The sequence below is a fragment of the Armatimonadota bacterium genome (assembly GCA_018268395.1).
Lineage (GTDB): Bacteria > Armatimonadota > Fimbriimonadia > Fimbriimonadales > Fimbriimonadaceae > JAEURO01.
Map to the genome: position 1 here is coordinate 972,316 of JAFDWQ010000001.1, position 21,852 is coordinate 994,167.

18 protein-coding genes and 1 other RNA gene are annotated in these 21,852 nt (G+C 64.2%); 13 read left to right on the top strand and 6 right to left on the bottom strand.

Annotation, left to right across the window (positions count from 1 at the left end; translation table 11 throughout):
- Nucleotides 1-84: 84 nt before the first annotated feature.
- The 3 genes from JST30_04475 to JST30_04485 all read right to left on the bottom strand — a co-directional run bounded on the left by JST30_04475 (nucleotide 85) and on the right by JST30_04485 (nucleotide 3,042).
- Nucleotides 85-855 carry an ABC transporter permease gene (locus JST30_04475; GenBank protein ID MBS1713573.1) on the bottom strand — a complete coding sequence of 257 codons (771 nt, stop codon included), beginning with the start codon at nucleotides 853-855 and terminating at the stop codon, nucleotides 85-87.
- A 2-nt stretch (nucleotides 856-857) separates the two neighbouring features.
- Entirely contained in the window at nucleotides 858-1,637 is a 780-nt protein-coding gene (locus JST30_04480; GenBank protein MBS1713574.1) for an ATP-binding cassette domain-containing protein, read from the bottom strand.
- 64 nt (nucleotides 1,638-1,701) lie between these two features.
- Complete coding sequence (locus JST30_04485; protein MBS1713575.1) at nucleotides 1,702-3,042, bottom strand: hypothetical protein; 1,341 nt, start codon at nucleotides 3,040-3,042, stop codon at nucleotides 1,702-1,704.
- Between the two features lie 121 nt (nucleotides 3,043-3,163).
- On the opposite strand from JST30_04485, the gene ssrA reads away from it, so the two are divergent.
- The 10 genes from ssrA (at nucleotide 3,164) to JST30_04535 (ending at nucleotide 15,962) form a co-directional block, all read left to right on the top strand.
- Nucleotides 3,164-3,515, top strand: a transfer-messenger RNA (tmRNA) gene (gene ssrA / locus JST30_04490).
- Nucleotides 3,516-3,669: 154 nt separating this feature from the next.
- A complete protein-coding gene (locus JST30_04495; protein ID MBS1713576.1) occupies nucleotides 3,670-4,680 on the top strand; it encodes a hypothetical protein in 1,011 nt (336 codons plus the stop codon).
- Nucleotides 4,681-4,825: 145 nt separating this feature from the next.
- Nucleotides 4,826-6,214, top strand: a complete 1,389-nt coding sequence (locus tag JST30_04500) for a hypothetical protein (protein MBS1713577.1) — start codon at nucleotides 4,826-4,828, stop codon at nucleotides 6,212-6,214.
- A gap of 358 nt (nucleotides 6,215-6,572) precedes the next feature.
- Nucleotides 6,573-7,622, top strand: a complete 1,050-nt coding sequence (locus JST30_04505; protein ID MBS1713578.1) for a hypothetical protein — start codon at nucleotides 6,573-6,575, stop codon at nucleotides 7,620-7,622.
- An 88-nt stretch (nucleotides 7,623-7,710) separates the two neighbouring features.
- Nucleotides 7,711-8,103 carry a BlaI/MecI/CopY family transcriptional regulator gene (locus JST30_04510; protein MBS1713579.1) on the top strand — a complete coding sequence of 131 codons (393 nt, stop codon included), beginning with the start codon at nucleotides 7,711-7,713 and terminating at the stop codon, nucleotides 8,101-8,103.
- Complete coding sequence (locus JST30_04515; protein MBS1713580.1) at nucleotides 8,100-10,697, top strand: hypothetical protein; 2,598 nt, start codon at nucleotides 8,100-8,102, stop codon at nucleotides 10,695-10,697. The genes JST30_04510 and JST30_04515 overlap by 4 nt, the downstream gene beginning before the upstream one ends.
- 84 nt (nucleotides 10,698-10,781) lie before the next feature.
- Nucleotides 10,782-11,951 carry a (Fe-S)-binding protein gene (locus JST30_04520; GenBank protein ID MBS1713581.1) on the top strand — a complete coding sequence of 390 codons (1,170 nt, stop codon included), beginning with the start codon at nucleotides 10,782-10,784 and terminating at the stop codon, nucleotides 11,949-11,951.
- Between the two features lie 66 nt (nucleotides 11,952-12,017).
- Nucleotides 12,018-12,824, top strand: a complete 807-nt coding sequence (locus JST30_04525; GenBank protein ID MBS1713582.1) for a GTP cyclohydrolase I FolE2 — start codon at nucleotides 12,018-12,020, stop codon at nucleotides 12,822-12,824.
- A 1,146-nt stretch (nucleotides 12,825-13,970) separates the two neighbouring features.
- Nucleotides 13,971-15,461 carry a fused MFS/spermidine synthase gene (locus JST30_04530; protein ID MBS1713583.1) on the top strand — a complete coding sequence of 497 codons (1,491 nt, stop codon included), beginning with the start codon at nucleotides 13,971-13,973 and terminating at the stop codon, nucleotides 15,459-15,461.
- 114 nt (nucleotides 15,462-15,575) lie between these two features.
- The gene (locus JST30_04535; protein MBS1713584.1) at nucleotides 15,576-15,962 is read left to right on the top strand and encodes a VOC family protein; all 387 of its coding nucleotides are present in this window, start codon (nucleotides 15,576-15,578) and stop codon (nucleotides 15,960-15,962) included.
- On the opposite strand, the gene JST30_04540 is transcribed toward JST30_04535, so the two are convergent.
- From JST30_04540 to JST30_04550, 3 genes are read right to left on the bottom strand one after another with little or no spacing between them, the layout of a single operon-like run.
- Entirely contained in the window at nucleotides 15,959-17,335 is a 1,377-nt protein-coding gene (locus tag JST30_04540) for a flotillin family protein (GenBank protein MBS1713585.1), read from the bottom strand. The two genes, JST30_04535 and JST30_04540, sit on opposite strands and share 4 nt — an antisense overlap.
- Entirely contained in the window at nucleotides 17,335-18,627 is a 1,293-nt protein-coding gene (locus tag JST30_04545; GenBank protein MBS1713586.1) for a flotillin family protein, read from the bottom strand. The genes JST30_04540 and JST30_04545 overlap by 1 nt, the downstream gene beginning before the upstream one ends.
- A gap of 5 nt (nucleotides 18,628-18,632) precedes the next feature.
- Nucleotides 18,633-19,253 (bottom strand): NfeD family protein, encoded by a 621-nt coding sequence (locus JST30_04550; protein MBS1713587.1) that lies wholly within the window; start codon nucleotides 19,251-19,253, stop codon nucleotides 18,633-18,635.
- 131 nt (nucleotides 19,254-19,384) lie between these two features.
- Here JST30_04550 and JST30_04555 point away from each other — a divergent pair, with 131 nt between their 5' ends.
- Genes JST30_04555 through JST30_04565 form a run of 3 tightly spaced genes read left to right on the top strand, consistent with a single transcriptional unit; the run spans nucleotide 19,385 to nucleotide 21,852 of the window.
- Complete coding sequence (locus JST30_04555) at nucleotides 19,385-20,101, top strand: ubiquinone/menaquinone biosynthesis methyltransferase (GenBank protein MBS1713588.1); 717 nt, start codon at nucleotides 19,385-19,387, stop codon at nucleotides 20,099-20,101.
- Entirely contained in the window at nucleotides 20,098-21,111 is a 1,014-nt protein-coding gene (locus JST30_04560; protein ID MBS1713589.1) for a polyprenyl synthetase family protein, read from the top strand. Before JST30_04555 ends, JST30_04560 begins: the two co-directional genes overlap by 4 nt.
- A gap of 3 nt (nucleotides 21,112-21,114) precedes the next feature.
- Nucleotides 21,115-21,852: an HAD-IIA family hydrolase gene (locus JST30_04565; GenBank protein ID MBS1713590.1), complete on the top strand. Its 738-nt coding sequence runs from the start codon at nucleotides 21,115-21,117 to the stop codon at nucleotides 21,850-21,852.

Sequence of the window (21,852 nt, forward strand, 5' to 3'; positions counted from 1 at the left end):
GGCCATCGCCCGTCGGTAAAAATGATGGGAAACCCGCTGTCACAGCATCGTCACAGCATCTGTCACAAAGCCGACAAGGACCTGCTACTTGAGCATCTTCTTGAATGACGCGAGAGTCAGCGAGACCATCACGACGAACACGCACGCCGCGACGAGGAACCCCTTTCCGATCGAAGGGTCGTCCCATCCGTTGAGCACCAAGGCCCGGACTCCCTCGATGACATAGGTCACCGGGTTCCACGCCGCAAGGATCCGGAACGTCGGAGGCAGGAGGTGCATCGGCGCCTGCGACGTCGTGAGGTACAGGAACGGAAAGACGATGATGAAGAGGGACTGGACCAACCGGGCGTTCTGGGTGCGCAGTGCCGAGATCATGCTCACGCACGACCATCCCATGGCGAACAGGACGAGCAACCCGAAGATCGCGACCGTTCCGAGGACTCCGGTCTGGATCCTGACGCCGACCGCGAGAAGCAGGGCCAAGACGATCAGCCCTTGCATGACGGCTTGGACGGCGACCTCCGTCAACCGACCGAGGATGATCGTCAACCGACTGATCGGCATGATCATCAGCTTTTTGAAGTAGCCGTTCGAGATGTCCTGGACCAGTTCGATCCCGGCATTGCCGCAACTGAAGAACACGGCCGTGAACAGGGCGATCGGAGCGATGAAGTCGCGGTAGGAGACGTCCTTCGGAAAACCGGGGACCTGAGAGAACGCGCTCAAGGCCGAGGCGTTCACGACGAAGAAGAAGACCGGGATGAACAGCGAAGGCAGCAACGCGAGCCACGGTCGCCAGATTTGTTTAATGCTGCGAATCGAAAGGTAGTACCAATCGGAAAAGAAAGTCGTCATCGCTACATCCGGTTCCTGGAGTAAGGGTCGGTGACGTTACTGCTGACGTCTTCGTCCCCTAGGTTGCTTCCCGTCGTCGTCAAGAAGACCTCCTCAAGGTCTTTGGCCTTGTGTTCGGCCAGCAATTCGCTGACGGTTCCAGACGTCACGATCTGTCCTTTGTCCATGATCGCGATCCGGTCGCACAGTTCCTCGGCCTCCTCCATGAAGTGTGTGGTCAGGAAGACCGTCATCCCTGACCGGTTCAGTTCTCTGAGATGTCCCCAGATGAGTTGGCGCGCGTGCGGGTCCAGACCCTGGGTCGGCTCGTCGAGGAACAGCACTTTCGGTTCGTGAAGGAGCGACAACGCAAGGTCGAAACGACGCCTCATCCCGCCCGAATACGCTGCGGTGTACTTGTCCGCGACTTTCTCCAACTCGACGAGCTTAAGGAGCCGGGCGACCTGCTCATCGATCTTCGGCTTGGGCAGGTGATAGAGGCGGCCGTGCAGTTCGAGCATCTCGCGCGCGGTCGCGGTCTCGTCCAGCCCGATCTCCTGCATGGCGAATCCGACCCGCCTGTAGACTTCCTTCGGGTTCTTCGTGATGTCGAGGCCGTCGATCGAGACCCGCCCGCTCGTCGGTCGGACGAGATTCACGAGCATATTGATCGTCGTCGTCTTTCCCGCTCCGTTCGGACCTAGAAAGCCGAAGAACTCACCTTGGTCGACGGAAAAGGAGACGCCACGGACGGCTTCTGTGCCGTCCGCATACGTCTTCCGCAAGTCTTCGACTTCGATCATCGCCGACATCGGTGTCCAGTATGACGCCGGGCCTGCCGGACCGTCGCAGGAACGGGCGCCGCGGTCAGGGCCCTTTCCGCTTCGGAACGATGCCGTACTTACGCTCAGCCGACTTGAGCCGTGCGGCAAAGGTCTTCGCCCGGTCGCTTTCTGCTGCAAGGTGTTCGTCCCAGGGACGGGACACTTTATAGTCGGCGAATCCGCGACGGACCGCTTTGACTTCCCAGGCGAACGAGTAGCTTCCTTTCCCGTGGCGCAGTTCGCGGACCTTGAAGCCGCCGATGCCCTGGACGACTACGGCAAGGCCTTCGGAGTCGGCCGACATCGGAGTGAGCTGTACCGTCATCCCGTCGGTCAGCGCGACGTTCTGGAAATGCTTCGGAAGGGCGACTTCGGCGGCCCCGTCGACCAGTCGAGCCGTCCCCCGGACGTAAGCTGCGGCTTCCGGGCCTTCGACCGACGCGTAGACGATGTCCTTTTCGAGGTCGTCGGGATCGGGTTGGACAAAGTTCTTCACATCGGCCTGCACCGTGCCTTTTTCGCTTCCGTCCGTGAACACCGCAGCTTGGACCGCTCCGTTCCGGTCACGGAGTTGGAACACGGGCCGTAGGTCGCCGGAATAAGTGGACTCGATCTTGGCCGAGTTCGTCCGGTTGACGACCGCGATGTAGCCTGTCGAATCGAGACCGAAGAGGTTGGAGACCTGGACGAGTGCTCCTTGGTCTTCAGCGATGATCGCAAGGCCTGTGTCCCCCATCGTCACATGGCGAGCGCTGATCGGGTTGCCGAAGATCCGAAAGTCGCCTTCGACCTGTGTCCGGCCTTGGAACAGTCCGGCGAAGCCGTTGTTCCCGTTCCACCGGGCAAGGACGCCGATGCCGCCGAAGTTCTTCGCTTCGCCGAACACGCCGGCGGTCCCGGTCCCGAAGCATTGTCCGGCCACACCGTATTGACTGTTGGTCGTCCCGAAGACGCCCTGGATCCCGGAGCCGACGACCCCGATCCCGTTCGAAGCCGTTCCCTGCACCCCTCTTCCTGACGGACTCCGTGACTCGCCATAGACGCCGATCCCGCCGGGGGCGATGTTGTTGGTCGCCGTGCCTCGAACGCCGGTTCCGCGTCTACCTGCCGAACTGAACGAGCCTCCGACCGTGTCGTCCGCGATCGCGGTGTTGTTCCCGACGACAGGGATGGTCGGCCCAGACGCCTGCTGTACGAAGACTTGTCCGGCGCGGAAGGTGCCTTTGATGTTCGCGTGCCCGACCTGGGCCGTGCCCGGCGTGTCGCTCTGGAGGAACACGTTGCCGATGACCGCTTGGATGCCTGAGTCCTGTGCCTTCGAGACCGCGAAGGCGAGGACGCCTCCCGCGACCGCGAGGGAGACGAAAGTCAAACGCTTATGCATAGGCGACAGCGTATGGCAGATTCCGACGCAACGGGACCTGACTTTCGTCAGACCCGCAGGCGTCCGTCCCTAGTCCTCGCGAACCGAGCACGGCCGACCGACGTTATACTGAGTGACGACTGGGGGCGAAAGGGTTCGACAGGGTCGGATCGAGCACCGGTTGCGAGCCGAGGCGCCGTTGGCCTCGTAAAAAGCGGCAAAAAAGTAAACGCGAACAACAACTTCGCTTACGCTGCGTAATTTCGCAGTGCGTCCACCGGAACCCTGCCATCGGGGTCCGCAACGGGCGACGCAAAGGATGGCTCGAAGGAAGGGCTTCGGTCCGTAGCCTGACCTTCTAAACAAAACCGGACTAGGCGGAAGCCTCGCTTGCCTCCCGGCAGGGCCCCGCCGAAGTTAACGGGAGGAGACGCTCGTGGTGACCTATGCGGCGGCGACTTTGGAACAGGGTTCAATTCCCTGCGCCTCCACCAGACTTTGATTGAAAACGCCAAGGGCTCCGGGCCCTTGTGCGTTCGGTCGGCCCGGACGGCTCAACACGGGCGACATTGGCCGGTCTTCCGGGAATTCGCCGAAGAATCTTCCTGTCTTGTGTGAGATGTCCGCCGGAACGCCGTTTGTCCCTTCGTGAAGAGACTCGAACTGTTCCCCTTCTTCGTTGGTTTCGACCGGAGCGCGCGCTCCCGAAGTCCGAAGGCCCCGGTACTTCCGGTCTTGGCGCTCTCAGCCGCCGTCGGGCTCGTCGTCCCCGCCCAAGCCCAGTCGTCCGATGCACCATTGGTCGCGTCGGCAGACCAGACGGCGGGAGCGGCAGCGGCTCCTGCCCAAACGGTCCCGCCCGCTCAGAAGAAGGAGTCGGCCAACTTCCACGTCATTAAGGTCGGCCTCACCGGACTCTCGATCGACGACTCTGACGAGTCGAGCAAGATCCGGAGGTTCGTCATTCCTCGTGACGGCGTCGTCCGTTTCGAAAACGTCGGTGCCAACGAAGCGACCCTCACGCTTTCGGGCGAACAGAGCCCGATCAAGCTCAAGAAGGGTGAAGCCAAAGAGTTCACGGGCACGAAGTCGAACGACATGACCGTCACCGTGTCCACGGGTTCAGGCGGGTTCACGACCGACGTCGAGATCATTGTCGCCAAGAAGCTCGAATTCTTCGGCAAGATCGGGGCAGGCATCTCGCTGACCTCGGGCGACGACTTCGGAAAGTACGACCTGAAGACCGACACCGGTGGCACTCAGAGGATCGTCCGAGGAGACAGCCGAAGGGTCACGGGCACCTTGACCGGGCAGATCTTCGTCGCGTTCGACGACGAAATGGGGATGAACTCCAAGTCGGGTTGGCTTCCAAAACTGTTGACGCTTGGCGCCTATTCGCCGTCGCACCACCGCTTCGGCTTGGTCGCATCGATCGCGGCCTCCGAAGCGACCGATCCCACCTATCAGATCGGACCGGCGTGGTTCTTGGACCGCGAAGGCAAGCTCGTCGTCTCGTTCGGCGTGCAATTCCGCCAGAGAGACGCCCTTCTGTTCGGCCTTAAAGACGGAGACGCCTTCTCAGGATCGGCCTTGCCGACGCGGAAGGAGTGGGTGAAGAACTTCTTCATCGGCCTGACCTTCAACCTCCAGAGCAAATAGGCGGACGGTGAGCATGTCCGTCCCCTGTTCGAAGAACGTCGGGAAGGAGACCCCCATCAACTGGGGGGCCTCCGCCCCTCCACCGTCCGTAGACCGGGCCAAATCCGTCACGGCGGCCCCAATGTCTCAAGGGAGGCATGTCGCCGTGGTCGCATTCCACGGCATCGGCACCCACCTGCCGAACTCGATGATGTCGGGAGCGGCCCGGCAGGTCGCCGACGCGCTCTCCGTGCGTTCGCCGCAACCTGCTCCTGTGGTCTCGGTCGACGCCGTCGAAGGCACGGAAGGAAGGATCGAAACCCGGATCGACGTGACTTCGGTGACAGCCGACGGAAAACCGCTCACGGTGTCCGTCTTCGAAGCGTACTACTCGCCGTTCCTCAAAGGCAAAATGTCCGTCGCTAAGATCCTCGCGTGGCTGGCGGGCGTCGCCTTCACCAACTTTTCGACGAAGGTGCTGAAACGGAGGATCTTCGACGAAGAGGTTTCGTTCCGGCCCCAGAAGCACACCAAGCTCTTTCTGGCCCTATCGCTCGGCACCCTCGTTTCGGTCATCGCCATCAACGGATACAACACGGAGGTGCTCCTCCTGGTCGCGCAAGGCAAGTTCGTTCCCAACGCCGGACACGTCGCTCTTGGAGCCGGATGCCTGCTGTCGTTGTTGACGGCGCTGGCGTTCGGGATCAGCGTCAAAGCCAAGGTCGACGCCCGACCCGTCGGGCCGCCTCCGAAGAAGTCGAAGTCGAACCTGGCTGGATTCATGGTTCTGATCGGCACGGTCATCGCGACCGCATCGGCCAGTACGGTCTTACGGTTCCTCTCGGTCTCGGATCTGCCGAAGGGCCACGTTCCGCCCTCGCCCTTGGCCGTCGCCTTCATCGTCGTCGCCTTGGTGGTCTATGCGGCGAGTTGGGTCGCGCGGTCCTTCTTGCTGAACTATGCGGGCGATCTGGCGACCTATGCGAACGGCTACTATTCGTCCGAGCACTTCGAAGTGCGGGACAGCATCCGGAAGCGCACGGTCGGCGTCCTCGAAGCGGTCCGCTCGATGGACAGTGTCGACTCGATCGTGATCTTGGCCCACTCTCTCGGAAGTGTGGTGGCCTACGACGCTTTGAACAAGTTCGTCCTTCAATACGTGAAAGCGGGCAAGGATCCGAAGGTCAGAGTGCTGATCACGTTCGGCAGCCCTCTCGACAAGATCGCCTTCCTGTTCCGACCAACGTCCGAGGGATCGTCGGAGCTCATGACGGCGGCGATCACGTCTCGAAGCCCGCTCGTCGGATCCCTGAGCGTCCGGTCACAGATGAAGTGGCTGAACGTCTATTCGAACAGCGACATCATTGCCGGAAGCCTCGAGTTCTTCGACCCGCGCACGGAGGACGGCGCCGTGGTGCCGTCCTACGTCGGGATTCAGGTCGAGAACATCGACGACGTCCAGAACGACGCCCCGGTCGCCTCGCACGGGCAGTACGACAAGCACGATGCCCTTCGATCGGCTTGGTCGAAAGCGTTGTCACACCTTGGTGTCTAAGGCTCCGGTGGGGTCAAGGACGGGATCACCGCCAGCAGGGTGCGGTGCCCTCCGGAGCCAGTTCCGTGCTGAGCACAGTCACCCTACTGTCAGAAATCTCAAATTGAATAAATATCCCTAAGTACTGTATCGAAAACGAAGATAATGAGTGTACAGTGTTCTCGTAGCCGCACTTCGGAGGCCAAGAGCGCGACGGACGTGGCGGCGACAGAACGAGTACCTCTAGTTGACTTGCAACAGATCGAAACGCCGGGTTCCCTCGGGGCCCGGCTGTTCTTTTCCCGGCGGCATCCACGACCTAGGCCCGGAGCGACCTTTCGCCGTTAGGGCCGTCTGAACCTCGTACCGAAACGATCGTATGCCGACGTTGTTCCCAGCCTGCGCCCTCGCGTTCTCCCTCTTGCAGGGAGCCCCCCGGGTCATCGACCGGACGGACGAGCGACTCCCCTTGATCGTGCGCGGCGAGCAGGTGATCGACGGGACGCTCGTCGACAATAATCCGGACCGGCCCGCCGTCGTGCTTCTGCCAGGAGCGTCGCTCAAGATCGGAGAGATCCGGCGCGCGGTCACGGTCCGCTGGGTCGAAGCCGAGGACCGCGGGATCGGTTGGATCTTTGGCCGCGAGTTGCCCAAAGTGGACATCGGGATGTCCCACCATGACTTTGCCCGAGCAGCGGTGGTCGGGCTTGGCACCGTGCACTTCGAGGCGGACTCTGTCTCTGCGAACTGCGGCGTGTTGCTCACCGCCGAACCCAGCGGGGACTATGGAAAAGGCAGCACGGTCGATATCGGCGAGATCAGCGGATTTCGAGAAGGCGTGCTCGCCTCGGGTCAGCAAGACCTCACGGTCACGATCGGAAGGGCGACGGCGGCGCTCTGGCCGAACGAACCGGCAGGGCACACCTTCTATGCGAACGAGTCGTACCTCGGTAAGACGTTCCTCCGCGTGAAGGGCGTCAAGCTCAGGATCGGATCGGTCCGGGCCTTGGCGCGTGCCTCCCGGATCCGCGTCGACCACTACACCGCAAAGTTCAAAGGGGCTTGGGGCGTCGACTACGAGTGCCTTGACGATCAAAACCCGTGTGGCGCCTTGGACGCCTTCGACGCCGCAGGTCAGGCGAACGTGGTCTGGAAGCACCCGGGCGGTGACGCACAAAGCCCGGTCGCCCTGGCCTTTCGACTGGCCGACCGTGGAGGGTTCGGGCAGGCTTCGGGCCGGTTCGAGTTGTCCGGCGTCTTCGACCACTCCCTCGCGCCCGACCCCAACGTGACGTCGGCCGCCCTCCACATGCTCGACCGTCCTCAGCGAAGCTTCGTCGACGGAGTCCGCTTGATCGGCCGTGCCAAGGCTGACGCGTACGACGGCGTCGAGACGCGGGGCATGACCGAAGAACCGCCTCGAAAATAAGTCCCAAGAGGGGGAACTTCTCGACCCTTGACACCGATACCTACACATGTAGGTATAACAGGTACCTACAAATGTAGGTGAGTCAAGGATGGACAGAAACGACGAACTCGCTCCCCTGACCGACGTCCAATTGGAGGTCATGCAGGCCCTATGGTCGGTGGACGAGGCAGGTCTGGGAGACGTGTGGTCCGAAGTCTCGAAGAGGCGGCCCTTGGCGAAGAACACCGTCCAGACGCTCCTCTCGCGCTTGGTCGACAAAGGCTGGGTGGACACCCGCCAGGACGGCAAGGCGTTCCTCTACCGCGCAGTGAAAGGCCAAGGCGCAGCCCGGCGGCAAATCGTCCGCCGCGTCCTCGATGCCGCGTTCCAGGGTTCGACCGAAGGTCTTGTGATGGCCCTCCTCGAAGAGAAGGGCTTGAGCAAGGAAGAGGCCGACCGCCTGAAGGCGGTCATCGAAGAAGCCGGGAGGAAGGTCAAGTGAAGCCGTTGTCCGAAGTGTTGCTCGAACCTTCGGTCCGCTGGGCGCTCCAGAGCGTGCTCGCCGTGACCCTGACCTGTGCCATCGCGCTTGTGGTCGGGCGCATGGCACGGCGTTCCGCGGTGCTGAAAGTCTGGGTCTACGCCACGGCGCTCGCCGTGTGCTTGGCGGCACCGCTCGTGTCTGGAGGGTTCCTCGGTTCGGGACGGGCGTTGATCCCTCTTCCGGTCCTCGGACAGCGGCAGCAGGTCGCAAAGGAGTCCAGGGTCGAACCTGCTTCCGCAACCGTCACCGTTCCAACGGGAACGTTGGTCGTCGAAGAGGACGTCCCTGAATCCGTTCCGCTCTCATCTACGGAAGGTCCGGTACCTGCCGACCTTCCCAGGTCTCAACCCGTCTTCGACCTCGCAGGTGCCGCCGCCGCCTTGTACGTCGGCGGACTGGCCCTTGCGTTGGCCAAGCTCGGAGCCGGGGCCGCCGCCGTCCGACGCGTCGTTTCGACGGCCCGGCCTTATTCCGAAAACGAAGCGACCGCGTCGGCGAGGCTCGCGCTTCCCAAGTCGAGGATGTTCCACCGCACGCTGGTCTCGGACACCTTGACCGTACCGGTCGTTGCGGGGGCGTTGCGCCCTGTGCTCGTCCTGCCTGAAGGTTTCGGCGAAGGCCTCTCTGCTGAACAGTGCCGTCAGATCGTCGCCCACGAGGCAGAGCACGCCAGGAGCTGGCACTTGTCCACAGGCCTCCTTGCCCGAACCGTCTCCGCCGTCCACTGGTTCAACCCGTTGGTCGGGCTCGTGCGCAAAGAGCTCAACCGCGCGATGGAAGAACAGTGCGACAACGCCTCGCTGGCCCATGGAAGCCGTGAAGAGTTTGCGAAGCTTCTCGTCAATCTGGCCCAAGGAGGGCGAGCGAACGCTGCGCCCGCTCTGGCCCTCAGCGTTTTAGACCCTCGGTTCCCCCTCGAGCAACGCATCCGCGGCTTGCTCGATCCTGAAAGAAGGACACACACCACCATGAAACCCACGACCCGACTCGTCGTCCTCGGCGCCTCCATCGGCGGGTGCCTGCTCTTGGCAGGCACCCAACTGGTCGCCGCCCAGACTCAAGAACGACCGGCCGAAGGCCAAGTCTTCGAAATCGTCCAAGACGCTCCGGCGGCCGGAGGCCGGGTTTTCGAAGTCGTTCAGGACGCTCCGGCGGCCCCCATGGTCGTCACCGACCGACAAGGCAAGCGCTATGTCCTCCGACCGGCCGCAGGCCAGCGGAAGAACGCCAAGCGCGCCGGCAATCAACGCACCCGGTACGTCTTGGTCCCGCTCGGCGAGACGGCCCCCGAGCCCGGACGTCCCGTCATGACCGGCCCCGCCCGGCAAGTCGCCGGCCGACCGGCTATGGTCGTCGAATCGACCGGTGCCAAGACGATCGCCCCGTTGGCCGCCGAAGGGCGGCCCGCGACGATCGGAAGCACGGTCGAACTCGATCCGATCGGACGGCCGACGATGATCGTCGAAGCACCAGCGGTGGCGGGCCAAGCCGCGGCTCCGACCCGCTATCGCCAAATCCGCGACCCGAAGGGAGGCAAAGTCTCGGCCGGACGGGCCACGACCGTGAGCGATGCGATGTTCGCGCCGTCCGGCTCGTTCCAGTTCGTCCGTCCGAAGGAGGGTACGGCCGTGTTCGCCCCGAGCAGTTCCTTCCAGACCGCTCGTCCGGCGCGAGGTTCGACCGCGTTCGCACCGAAGGTCGCGACGACGGGACGCCAGGCGGGGACCGTCTTCGCCAGCCCTGCCTCGGCACCGAAGTTCCGTTTTGTCACGACGAGGGACGCGTTCGCTCCGGTCCGCGATAACGCTCCGAAGCAAGACCCGTTCGGCGATCAGGACCGCGAGTACTTCCAGCGCGCTTCGGAGATGCTGGACGGAGCCCGACGCAAGTCCGATCCGCTGGCCGCGCCCCGTGAAGACGGGGTCAAGAGGGCTGTCGAGTATCGGCTCTCGACGGGCCTCCAGGTCAGGCCCGACGATGCCCGCCGTCTTGCGAAACTGGAGTTGGACCGCGCCGGACTCGCACGTCAAGCGGGCCTCGTGCGGCAGGACGCGCTGCGATCGACGGAAGCGAAGCGGTTGGCCGAGCTTGAACTGGGCCGTTCTCGGAACGCCATCGCCACCGCCCAGGACGCCCGACGGTCGGCCGAACTCGAACTCGCCAAGTCGCGGACTGCGGGCAAGGCGGGACAAGACGCCCTTCGCCGCGCCGAACTCAGGCTGGCGGAGACCCGCGTGGCTCAGGAACGGCTTGCCGAGACGCGGATCGCGGGAGCGGCGCGGTTGGCCGAAGCCCGGATCGCGATCGAACGCGCGGCCGCGGCCAAGGCGGTCGAGCGGGACGCCCGTCTGAAGATCAAGTCCGCCGACGGACGCAAACCGTACCGTGTGATCGAAGGTGCGACCGTGATCATCTATGACGACGGCACGACCGAGATCCGCCCGCCGGTCAAATCGAAGACCGCGAAGACGGTGAAGGCCGCCAAGGCCGCCGCTCCGAAAGCGATCAAGCCGGCGACGAAGCCTTCGACAACCACGAAGATCAAGCGCTGATCCTTCGATCGCGCCCGACAGGGTCCCTTGGCCACGGCCGAGGGATCCTTTCTTTTGCCCTCCCCACCGACCCACAATGGGAGCGTGTCGGAGATCTCCGATCTGGCCGCGTCGTGCGTGCGTTGCGGGTTCTGCCTCGAATCGTGTCCGACGTTCCGGATCACAGGCGACGAGAGCGAATCCCCGCGAGGCCGGATCTACTTGGCCCGAAGCGTGGACGACGGAAGCCTCGACCTGAACGAGGACGTCCGCCGCTCGTTCGACACGTGCGTGGGATGTCGGGCGTGCGAGACGGCCTGCCCCAGCGCCGTGCGGTACGGCGAACTGATCGAGACTGTCCGCGACAAGGCCGAGCAGCGGTCGCCCCGCCGGGCGGTCCATCGGCTCCTCGACCATGTCACCGATCCCAGGCGCCTGAGAGCGTCCTTGGCCCTCGCCGGGCTCTTGCCGCGCATGCCGATGCCCTCCCTCCTGGCGCGCGGACTGACGAAAGAGCGGCAAGTCGCAGACCTTCCCCGATTGCCGGAGCGGCGCGTGCTGCCGGACGTCGACGAAACCTCGCTTCCGCTCCTTCAGGGCCAGGTCGCCCTGCTCGAAGGTTGCGCGATGGGCGTGATGTATCCTGACGTCCATGAAGCGACGCGGCGGCTTCTCAGGCGCGTGGGGTTCCAGAGCACCCTGGCCCGCGGATGCTGCGGCGCCCTCCATGCGCACAACGGCCGTCTCGACGACGCCCGTCGCATGGCCAAGGCCGTCATGGCTGAAGGGGACGCCCTCCTCGTCGTGAACGCGGCCGGGTGTGGAAGCTGGCTCAAAGAGGCTTCGACCCGACCGGTGCAAGACGTCACCGAGTTCCTCGCCGCCAAGGGCTTGGCCCCGCTTCTGGAGCGGTCGCAAGGTTTCGGCGGCCTCGCCGTGGTCTACCAGGACGCGTGCCACCTCTCCCACGGGCAACGGATCACAATGCAGCCGCGGGCCCTCTTGGCGGCGGTGCCCGGTCTCCGCGTCCTCGAGCTCGCCGAACCCGGAGCGTGCTGCGGAAGCGGCGGGGTCTACAACGTCCTCCAGCCGACGCGTGCGAAAAAGATGCTCGACGCCAAATGGGCCGACATCAAAGCGACGGGGGCGCGCCTCGTCGTCACCGCCAACCCCGGCTGTCACGGCTGGATCGCCCAGGCCGCCCGCGAGGACGGTGGCGGTATCGAGGTCGTCCACATCGCGTCCCTGCTCGAAGCCTCCTTCACAGGTTTCTAAGGTCCCGGACCCGACGGTGCGGTTTGGCGTATGAAGTCATGGTCTCCACAAAAGCGCGGTCCGCTTATGCCCGATTCCCCTGAACTCAGCCCGGCTACTGCGACGTTGCCCGACATCCAGAAGACGCCCGACGAACGGAACATCCCGATCGACAAGGTCGGCGTGCGCGGCGTCAAGTTCCCGATCGTCGTGCTCGACCGGGCCAACGAACGCCAGCACACGATCGGCAACTTCACGCTCACGGTGGACCTGCCCAGCCACTTCAAAGGCACCCACATGAGCCGCTTCCTCGAGGCGCTCAACTCGCACGGCCGCGAGATCAGCGTGAACAGCCTGCCCGCGCTGCTGCACGAGATGTCCGAGAAACTTCACGCCGAGAAGGCGCACGTGGAGGTCACCTTCCCGTTTTTCATGGTCAAGGCCGCGCCCGTCACGGGCAAGGAAGGGATGATGGAGTACACCTGCGGCTTCAACGCCGAAGGCAACGGCGAGTTCGCGATCGAACTCTTCGTCAAGGTGCCCGTGGCGACGCTCTGCCCGTGTTCCAAGGAGATCTCCGCCTATGGTGCGCACAACCAGCGCGGTTGGGTGACGGCGCGCGTGCGCGGCCCGCGGCACATTTGGCTGGAAGAACTGATCGAGATGATCGAGGCCTCGGCGTCCTGCCCTCTGTTCCCCGTGCTCAAGCGTCCGGACGAAAAGTGGGTGACGGAACACGGGTACGAGAACCCGCGTTTCGTCGAAGACCTCGTGCGCGAGGTCGCGTTACGGTTCGACGCGGACGAGCGGATCTGCTCCTATGAGATCGAAGTCGAGAACGAAGAGTCCATCCACGCCCACAACGCCTACGCTTATCTGAAGCGGAAGAAGTAGGGCGGCGGCGTGGGCCTTCCAAGGGGCCCGACCAGTGAAGCGCATACGGGTGGTTCGGGTCGGTCCGGTGGTCCGGACGGAGCGCGGACTTCAGTCCGCAGGAGCCCTGGCTTCAGCCAGGCAAGTCCCCTGCATCCGGGACTTTTGGATGATGCGTGCAGCAAGCGTGTGGCAAGCGCGTAGCAAGCGTGCAGCACCTGAGGAGCGCCGTAGGTTCAAAAATCCGGTACCTGCACGAAAACCTAGAGAAAACGGCATCGGTGACCGAAGGGCGATCCTTCGCCCTGGTGCCTCGCTCTCACCCTTGCGACTGGAAGTTTTCGAGCGCGGCGGCATATCGGGGCGAGGACTGCGCTTTCAAAGTTGACTTTCCCCAGCTTTGAGGGTCCGTGTCACGGACATGGGTGCAAACGGGCACGGACATCCCGTTTCACCCATGCCACCCGGCCGGTTCAAGCTATGACCTGGAAGCATCACGCCATAAAACCGATGCTTCACGTCATGAACCCTCGGATTCACACCAAGAAACCGATGCTTCGCGCCGTAAACCCTCGGATTCACGCCATGAACACGAGGGTTTCTATGACGAGCTCGAGGATCAGATCCGACAGTTTGTCCATTCTGACAGCCAAAACTTACACGTATCGCTCGACGTGCGGCAAGGGCAAGACGCCCCGGCCGGACACGTTCCTTTGGAACCGGGGTGTAACCGGCACCCCGGCCAGTGGCGACGAGGTTTGTGATCCATCCGGTGTCGGCTGCCTCCAGACTCCGAAGTTCTCGCGATGCCGACAAGAAGCCAATTGAGTCTGGAGGCTTGACCGACGGCTCCCGGCAGTAACGCTTCCCCTGCTTGGCCAAGTGTCGGCACGACCAGAACCGGGATGTCCCGGAAGCCGACGTTTTCGTCATGTCGGCGTGCTGGGAATTCGAGTCGGTGCGGACGAAGCCTCCAGACGAGGTTCCGGCGGCGTGCGGAATGAGACGGTGTCCGGAGTCTGGAGGCAGCCGGGTCACCCGTTAGTCAAGCCACTCTATCGCGGCTTTTTCGGAACCGCGGACGCCCGCGTCCTTCAACCGGCCCATGCCTGACTCCGACCCTAGAAGCGGCGAACCTGAGCCTCCGTCCGTCCCAACGACGGACAGATGGAAGAAACGAAAGTCCCTCGTCCGAGGCTCGGGCTCTGGCTCTCGACGTCCCTCTTGGCCGGCGCCGTGATCCTCGTCCTGGAGATGTTGGCCTTCCGGCTCTATGCCCCGTACTTCGGCTACTCCATCTATGTCTGGGGCAACATGATCTGCGTCGTCATGGTCGCCCTGGTCATCGGCTACGCCCTCGGCGGGTGGCTGGCGGACAGGAGCCGCGACGACGGGCCGCTCTACTGGCTGGTGCTCTTTTCCGGCGTCTACCAGTTGGCGTTGCTCTTCACCGTGCATCCGCTTCTCGAAAAGCTCGCAGGGACGGGCGAGGTCACGGGCAGCATCCTCGCGACGCTGATCGTCTTCACGCCGCCGATGGTGGCCCTTGCGACCGTCGGCCCCTATCTCATCCGCCTTCTGGCCAAGGAGGGCCACGTCGGAACGACCGCGGGCCGGATCTATGCCCTTTCGACCGTCGGCAGCATCTTCGGCATCATCCTGACGACGTTCTTCCTCGTCCCGCAGATGGGGACGCAGGCGACCCTGGTGAGCGCCTGTGCGACGACGCTGGTGGTGGCGGTGGCGGGATTGGCCACGCGCAAGGCTTCTGCCGCGGCCTTCATCCTCTTGCTCGGACTCTTGCCCTTCGCGCCGCCCCCGGCGTGGGCGAAAGGCGCGACCTACGTCGCCGAGTCGGCCTACAACCTCATCCTCGTCCAAGAGGACGGCCCGGCCAAGATCCTCTCGCTCAACAGCACGAAAGGCGCCCAGACGATCAAGGTCGAAGGACAAGCGTTCACGGGCTTCTACTTCGACGACTTTCTTTTCGGCCCGGTCCTCGTGCCCGCGAAGAAGGGGCTGGTCCTGGGGATGGGGGCGGGCAGTTCCTTGACGGCGTCCCGGTTGACGTCGAAGGACGTCGTGTTCGACGCGGTGGAGATCGATCCGAAGGTGGTTGACGCGGCGGAGAAGTACTTCGGCATCCCGCGCGAAGCCCCCTGGCTCAAAGTCCACGTCGCCGACGCGCGTCCGTGGCTGATGGCCCGCAAGGACCGGTACGACATCGTGCAGATGGACCTCTACCAGGGCGGGCTCTATATCCCCTTCTATCTCGCGACGAAGGAATGTTTCCGGCTCGTTCGCGACCACATGACGGACGACGCGCTTCTCATGATGAACGTTTCCGACCCGAGCCAGGAGCGAAAGCTTCTCAAAGCGATCGGGCGGACGGTCTCGGAGGTCTTCCCGTCCGTGTTCGTCCTCCCGCGCGGCGAGGGCAACCGCATGCTGTTCGCGTTCACGAAGAAGGTCGAATGGTCGGAGTTCGTGGGGCGTCTCACCGAGGCGAAGGTCGAGCCGGAGATCAAGGCCCAGATCGGACGGGCGCTCCCGCACTTCGAGGTCTTCAAGCCCGACGCCGATTCGCCCGTGCTCACAGACGACCACTCGGCGCTCGAAGAGATCACGCGCCAGGCTTTGGCGGACGTCAAGCATTAACGCTCTCTGACACCCGGCCTGCCCTCCGGTCGGTCCCGTCCGACACCGGCAAAAAGCCACCGGGCCAGACCGGGGCACCCTCCTGTCGCGGCGGCCACGGTGTATCGTCACGCCATGGCACCCCGACTCGACGCGATCGGCATCGTCGTCAAAGACATGGCCGAGTCGCTGCGCTTCTACCGACTTCTCGGCCTGCCCTTTCCCGAGGAACCGGGCGGAGAGGACCATATCGAGGCGTCCACCGCAAACGGGTTGCGGGTGATGCTCGACGACGTCGAGACGGTGAAGAGCTTCATGCCGGACTGGGCGGAGCCGACGGGCCACCGGATGGGGCTCGCCTTCGCTTGCGACGGTCCAGCCGACGTGGACGCCGCCTATGCGACCGTCACGGGCGCGGGCTTCACGGGGAAGACCGCGCCGTGGGACGCGTTCTGGGGACAGAGGTACGCCCAGGTCGTCGACCCTGACGGGAACGTCGTCGACCTGTTCGCCGCGCTTTAGTCCTGCTCCTGCGCTTTCGGGCGTCGGCCGCGCGGCTCCAGCAACGGCGGAGCGGTGACGGTCTCAATGGCCGGAGCCTCTTCTCGGAGGGCGGCGACAGGTTCGGGCGTCGTCGGCGGCGTCGCTTTCGTCGACCCGAGGCCCTTCACTTTTTCGGCCAGGTCGATCCCGAACATCTGCTTCAGCTGTTCGTTGAGGGCCATGAGCCGGGCAGGCGAGACGGGATCGGACCCGTTCGCGCCGGACGTCTTGGCGTCGATGAGCGTCATCTTCCCGACGTTGGTCTCGGAGATCGTCGACGTCACTTGACGGATGACGCCCTCGATCTTCTGGAGCAGGAAGATCTCGCGGGCTTGGTCGCCGGCTTCCTGCCACGACTGCGACATCCGCGTAAGCGCCTCGGCTTTGGCTTTGCCGTCTTCGATGATCGCGGCGACGTCGGCGGCGGCTTGCTGTTCCATCGCCTCACATTCGGCCATTGCCGGTTGGATGACGTCGGCTTCGAGTTTTCGGCGCACCTGTTCGAGGCGCGCTTTCTGGACGGCGATATCGGCCTCGGCCTGGGCCAGAAGCGCGGCGACGGCGGCCCGTTCTTCGGCGATGACCGAGTCGCGGCGCGTCAAGGCGTCGGTGAGCCGCTTCTGGGCGTCGGCGTTCGCGACGGACGTCTGCGCGGTCATCTGCGACTGGACTTCCTGAAGCTGGTTCTCGGCGGCACGGACGACGGCGTCGGCACGGGCCTGGGATTCGGCGATCCGTGCGGACGACAGGAGTTCGGCGTTGCGGATCCGACCGATGGAGTCGAGGTACTTGACGTCGTCGGTGATGTTCTGGATCTTGAGCGTGTCGACGACGAGGCCGAGCGCGGTCATGTCCTGTTCGACCTCCTGCACGAGCTTCTCGGCGAAGAGGTTGCGGTCTTCGTTGATCTGTTCGGGCGTCAGGGTCGCAAGGACGCCGCGGAGGGAGCCTTCGAGCGTGGCTTTAGCGATGCCCATGATGTCCGCCCGCGACTTTCCGAGGAAGCGCTCGATCGCGTTGTTGAGGACGGGTTCATGGCCTGCGATCTTGACGTTCGCGACGCCTTGGACGTTGAGGGGGACGCCCCCCTTGGAATAGGCGCCCGTCGCGTTGAGTTCGATGATCATGTTCGAAAGGTCGAGCACGTCGACGCGTTCGATGAACGGCCTTCGCAGGGTGTTGCCGCCCTTGAGGACGCGGTAGCCGACGTTGCGCGCGCCGACCCTCCGGTTCTGACCGCTGAAGATGATGACCTGGTTCGGCGCGCACACGTAGAAGAGCGCTCGCAGACTGAGGGCCAGGAGTCCGAGCAGCGTCACGACGACGCCGACGGCGAACATGGCGATTTCCATTATTTGTCCTCCTTGCCGCTGATCGAGGCCGGAATGTCGATGCCTGTGGTCTGGTGGACGGCGTCGAAGACGTTGCCCAACATTTGGGGGAACCCGGCCATGTAGTTCGGAAGGGTCTGACCGTCCCCGCTGTCGATGATCTGGAGTTCGGCAACGTGGACTTTCTTCACGCCTTCCGTCGCCGCCGTCAGAAGGTTCTCGAGTTCTTCGATCAAGGTGATCTGCTTCGCGCTCGGGCCGGCCTTCTGCCACGCCTGATAGAGCAGGGTCAGAGACTCCGAGACGGCACGGCCCCGTTCACGGATGATCGCCGCCTGGCCCCGGGCTTCGTATTCCTGCGCGATGCGAAGGGCTTCGGCAGGAAGGACCTTGTCGGCCTTCAGACGGATCGCTTCCAGTTCGGCACGGACCTTCTGGAGCTGCTGTTCGGCGATGGCGCGGGCTTCTTTCGCCGCGGCGGTGGTGCGTTCCTCTTCGCTGTTGATCTTGGCCAAGAGGTCGGCCTTGACCGTCCTAAGTTCGTTCGTGAGTTTGGCGATGGCGGAGTCCGTTTCGGCCCGGGTGACGTTGGCTCGTCCCGTGTTCTGGGCTTCGGCCTGCTCGGCCAGGCGCCTGGCGTCCGATTCGGCGATCTCGGCCGAACGGACGACGTTGGCGATCGCCTTGCGGCTCGTCGCGTCGAGGTAGCCGACCTCGTCGCTGACGTGGAGGATCTTGAGCGTGTCGAGGTGCAGGCCGAGCTTCTTGAGGTCTTCTTCCGTCTCCTTCGTCATCGCCTCGGCGAAGACGAGGCGGTCTTCGTTGACCTGCTCCGGGGTCAGTGTGGCGACGACCCCTCGCAGATGCCCTTCGAGCGTCTCCTTCGCCACGCGGCGGACTTCGTCACGGCTCGTATCGAGGAAGCGTTCGACGGCGTTCGAGATCACGCGTTCGTCGCTACTGATCTTCACGTTGGCGATCGCCTCGACGTTCATCGCGATACCGCCTTGCGAGTAGGCGTTGCGGACGGCGATCGGCACCTCCATCAGGGCCAAGGACATCCGGTCGACCTCCGTCAACCCCGGGATGCTCAGACAGCGGCCCCCGATGACAGGCTTGAACCCGCGCTTTCGACCGTCGATCTCGCTGCCGCTCAAGAATCCGGAGATGATCAAGGCCTCGTTCGGCCCGCAGATCCGGAGGAAGAACTTGGTCAGGATGACGAAGAGGATCAGGGCCCCGAGCACGGTGACCCCGCCCATGACGGCCGTCCCGATGGGGCCGAGGGACTGTAGGAGTTCTGCGATGTTCATTTGGTTCACTCTCCCAAGATGTCTGTGCAGCGCGAGACCCGCGCCTGTCTGCCGTCGATCTCGATCACGACGACCTCTTCGCCCTGCAAGATCTCTCCGCCGTCGTCACTGACCGCGACGAGGTCGATCAGGTCGCCCTTGACGCTGGTCCTCACTTTGCCGGGAAGGCTGCCACGGATCGGGACGGTGACTTTTCCCGCCACGCCGAGGAAGTCCGTCTCGCTCGCCGAGCTCGTCCGCTCCATCTTGCTCAAGGCCCGGACGGCGACGGCCGCGATCGTGCCCGTCAAGAGGGCCGTCCCGACGGCCACGATCGCCGTCAGCGGCTCGCGACTGACGTTCGCCAGGGTCAGGAGCGTGCCCAGGAGCCCGAACGTCCCCACCGCATAGGTCCAGAAGCGGACGGAAAGGAAGGGGAGCCAGACGGCTCCCTCTGCGCTTTCTCCCAAGGGGTCGTAGTCGGCGTGTCCGCCCGCGTCATGGGCCTCGATCGGGCCGTGAGACGCGTCGACGTCATTGGCGAGGTCGCCCCCTCCGATCTCGGCATTGGCGCCCAAGCCCTCCAGCGCCGAGAACACGATCAGCCCGACCCCCACAATGGCCGCCACGATGTATGCGGCAAGCATTTTCAGACTTTACTATCTCGCGGCGATGCGGTCGGTTGCTTTCGATAGGGAGTTCGTCCGATCCGCCGGGCCTGAACTTTCAATAGTTTCTGAAAGTTCGTGACACGGCACGGTAGACTTTCGCTTCAGAGATGGGGTCCCGGGCTGACAAGCGCCCCTGGTTGGCGGAGGGTGAAGACAAGCGCGCGTTCGTCCGCGGGATGTTTTCGGACATCGCGCCCACTTACGACCTGCTCAACAGCCTGATGAGCTTCCGTCTCCATCGGAAATGGCGGACGATCGCGGTGGACGGGCTCCAGTTGAAGCCGGGTGACGCCGCGCTCGACGTCTGTTGCGGCACGGGCGACTTCCTTCCGGTCCTCCGTCGCGCCGTCGGCCAGAAGGGCCGGGTGGTGGGCATCGACTTCGCCGGTCCGATGCTCGACCGGGCCCGTGGGAAGACCAGATCCGGCCTTTGCCTGGGCGACGCGTGCGCGCTTCCGGTCTGCGGCGCCAGCTTCGATTCTTACAGTGTCGGTTGGGGCCTGCGCAACGTTCCGTCCGTCGAAAGGGCCCTGGCCGAAGCCGTCCGTGTCCTGAAGCCCGGCGGGCGGTTCACATCGGTGGACATGGCCCGCCCGAAGGGGTTGGCCGGAGCGGTCTCCGAGCGCGTGTTCCATACGGCCGTCCCGGTGCTGGGCCGACTGTTCGGAAGGACGTCCGCGTACACGTACCTTCCCAAGAGTACGACCGTCTTCCTCGAACCGGACGCGATGGACGACGCGATGAGGGCTGCAGGTCTGACCGATATCCGCCACAGGCGCTTGTTCTTCGGCAACATCTGCGTCCATTGGGGGACCCGGCCATGACCGCGCCCGCGATGGTCGGACTGCTGTCCAAGGTCGCGCCCCCTTGGGCGGTCTCCGGATTGGCGGAACGGCTGGAGGCGGTCGAAGCCTGCCTGCGACAGGAGTCGGCGAGCGTCGTCAAGACGGTCGCGGCCGTCGGCGAGACGACGCTGGAAGCGGGCGGCAAACGGCTCCGACCCGCCTTGGCCGTCGTGAGCGCGTGCGCGGCCGGGGGCTCCGACCAAGACACCCGCATCATCGGGATCGGCGCCTGTCTCGAACTGGTCCATATGGCGACGCTCGTCCATGACGACGTCATCGACGAGTCGCCGACCAGGCGGGGCCGGCCGACGGCGGCCAGCGTCGTCGGCAACACGGCGGCGATCCTCAGCGGAGACGTCTTGCTCGCTAAAGCGATGCGGCTCCTCGCGGCCGACGGCGATACCGAGATCATCAGAAGCGTCAGCGAAGCCGTGGTCGACCTGGCCGAGGGCGAGGTGATGGAACTGGAACTTCGCGGCTTGCTTTCCGCATCGGAGGACGCGTACCGGACCGTCGTAGCGCGCAAGACGTCCGCGCTCTTGTCCTGCGCGTGCCGGGTCGGAGCCATGACCGCCGGTGCGGACCCGACGGTGACCGTCGCGTTGTCCGAATACGGTCGACGTCTCGGCGACGCGTTCCAGATCGCCGACGACCTGCTCGACTACGACGGCGACCGCCTCAAGACGGGCAAACCGTGGGCTACGGACTTCCGCGAAGGACAACCGACCCTTCCGCTCATCTTCCTGACGGGCGCCCTGTCAGCGGAAGAATCGGTGTTCGTCGAGACGCGTTTCGGAAACGGGGTCGGCGACGACGACCTGACCCAGATTTGTGGATGGATGAAGGACCGAGGGGCCCTCGCCAAGGCCGCCGATGCCGCCCGTCACGAATCGGACCAAGCGATCGCCGCCTTGTCCGCGCTTCCCGATTCTCCGTACAAGGACATCCTCGAAGGCGTCGCTCGGTTCGTGGTCGAACGGGACGCCTGAACCGTGAAGGCCTATTCCCTGTACCTGTTCGATCTGGACGGCACGGTGTACCGCGGACGCCAACCCGTCCCCTATGCGCCCGCGACGATCACCGAACTGCTCCGGCGCGGTGCGTCCGTCAGGTATCTGACGAACAACTCGGCCGCACGGCCTGTCCAGGTTTCGGCGATGCTGAACCACATGGGCGTCCCTTGTCGGAGCGAATGGGTGATCGGTTCGGGACAGATCGCCGCCGCAGAGTGCCGGACGAAGCGCGAGGTCTACGTCGTCGGTGAAGACGCGCTTCGGCACACGTTGACGGAAGCGGGCGTGGCGCTCGGGGACCGAGACCCCGACACGGTGCTCGTCGGTATTTGTCGTCAGATCACGTACGAGATCCTCGATACCGCGGCGGCGTTCGTCCGACAGGGCAAGGAGTTCCTCGCCACGAACCGGGACGCGACGTTCCCCCTGGAAGGAGGCCGCCTTCAGCCGGGAGCCGGCGCGATCGTCGCGGCGATCGAAGTCGCGTCCGGACGTTCCCCGCGCGTTCTGGGCAAACCGGCTCCGGACATCGTGCTGGCGGCCCTTGCGGGCAGCGACGCCGCCTTGAGCGAAACCATCATCGTCGGCGACCGGATCGACACGGACATCGCCTGCGGCCAGGCCGCGGGATGCGACACGTTCCTTGTCCTGACCGGCGTGGAACGCGCGCTTCCACCGGGGCAAGCCGGTGCACCCGACCTTCGAGGCCTGCTGTGA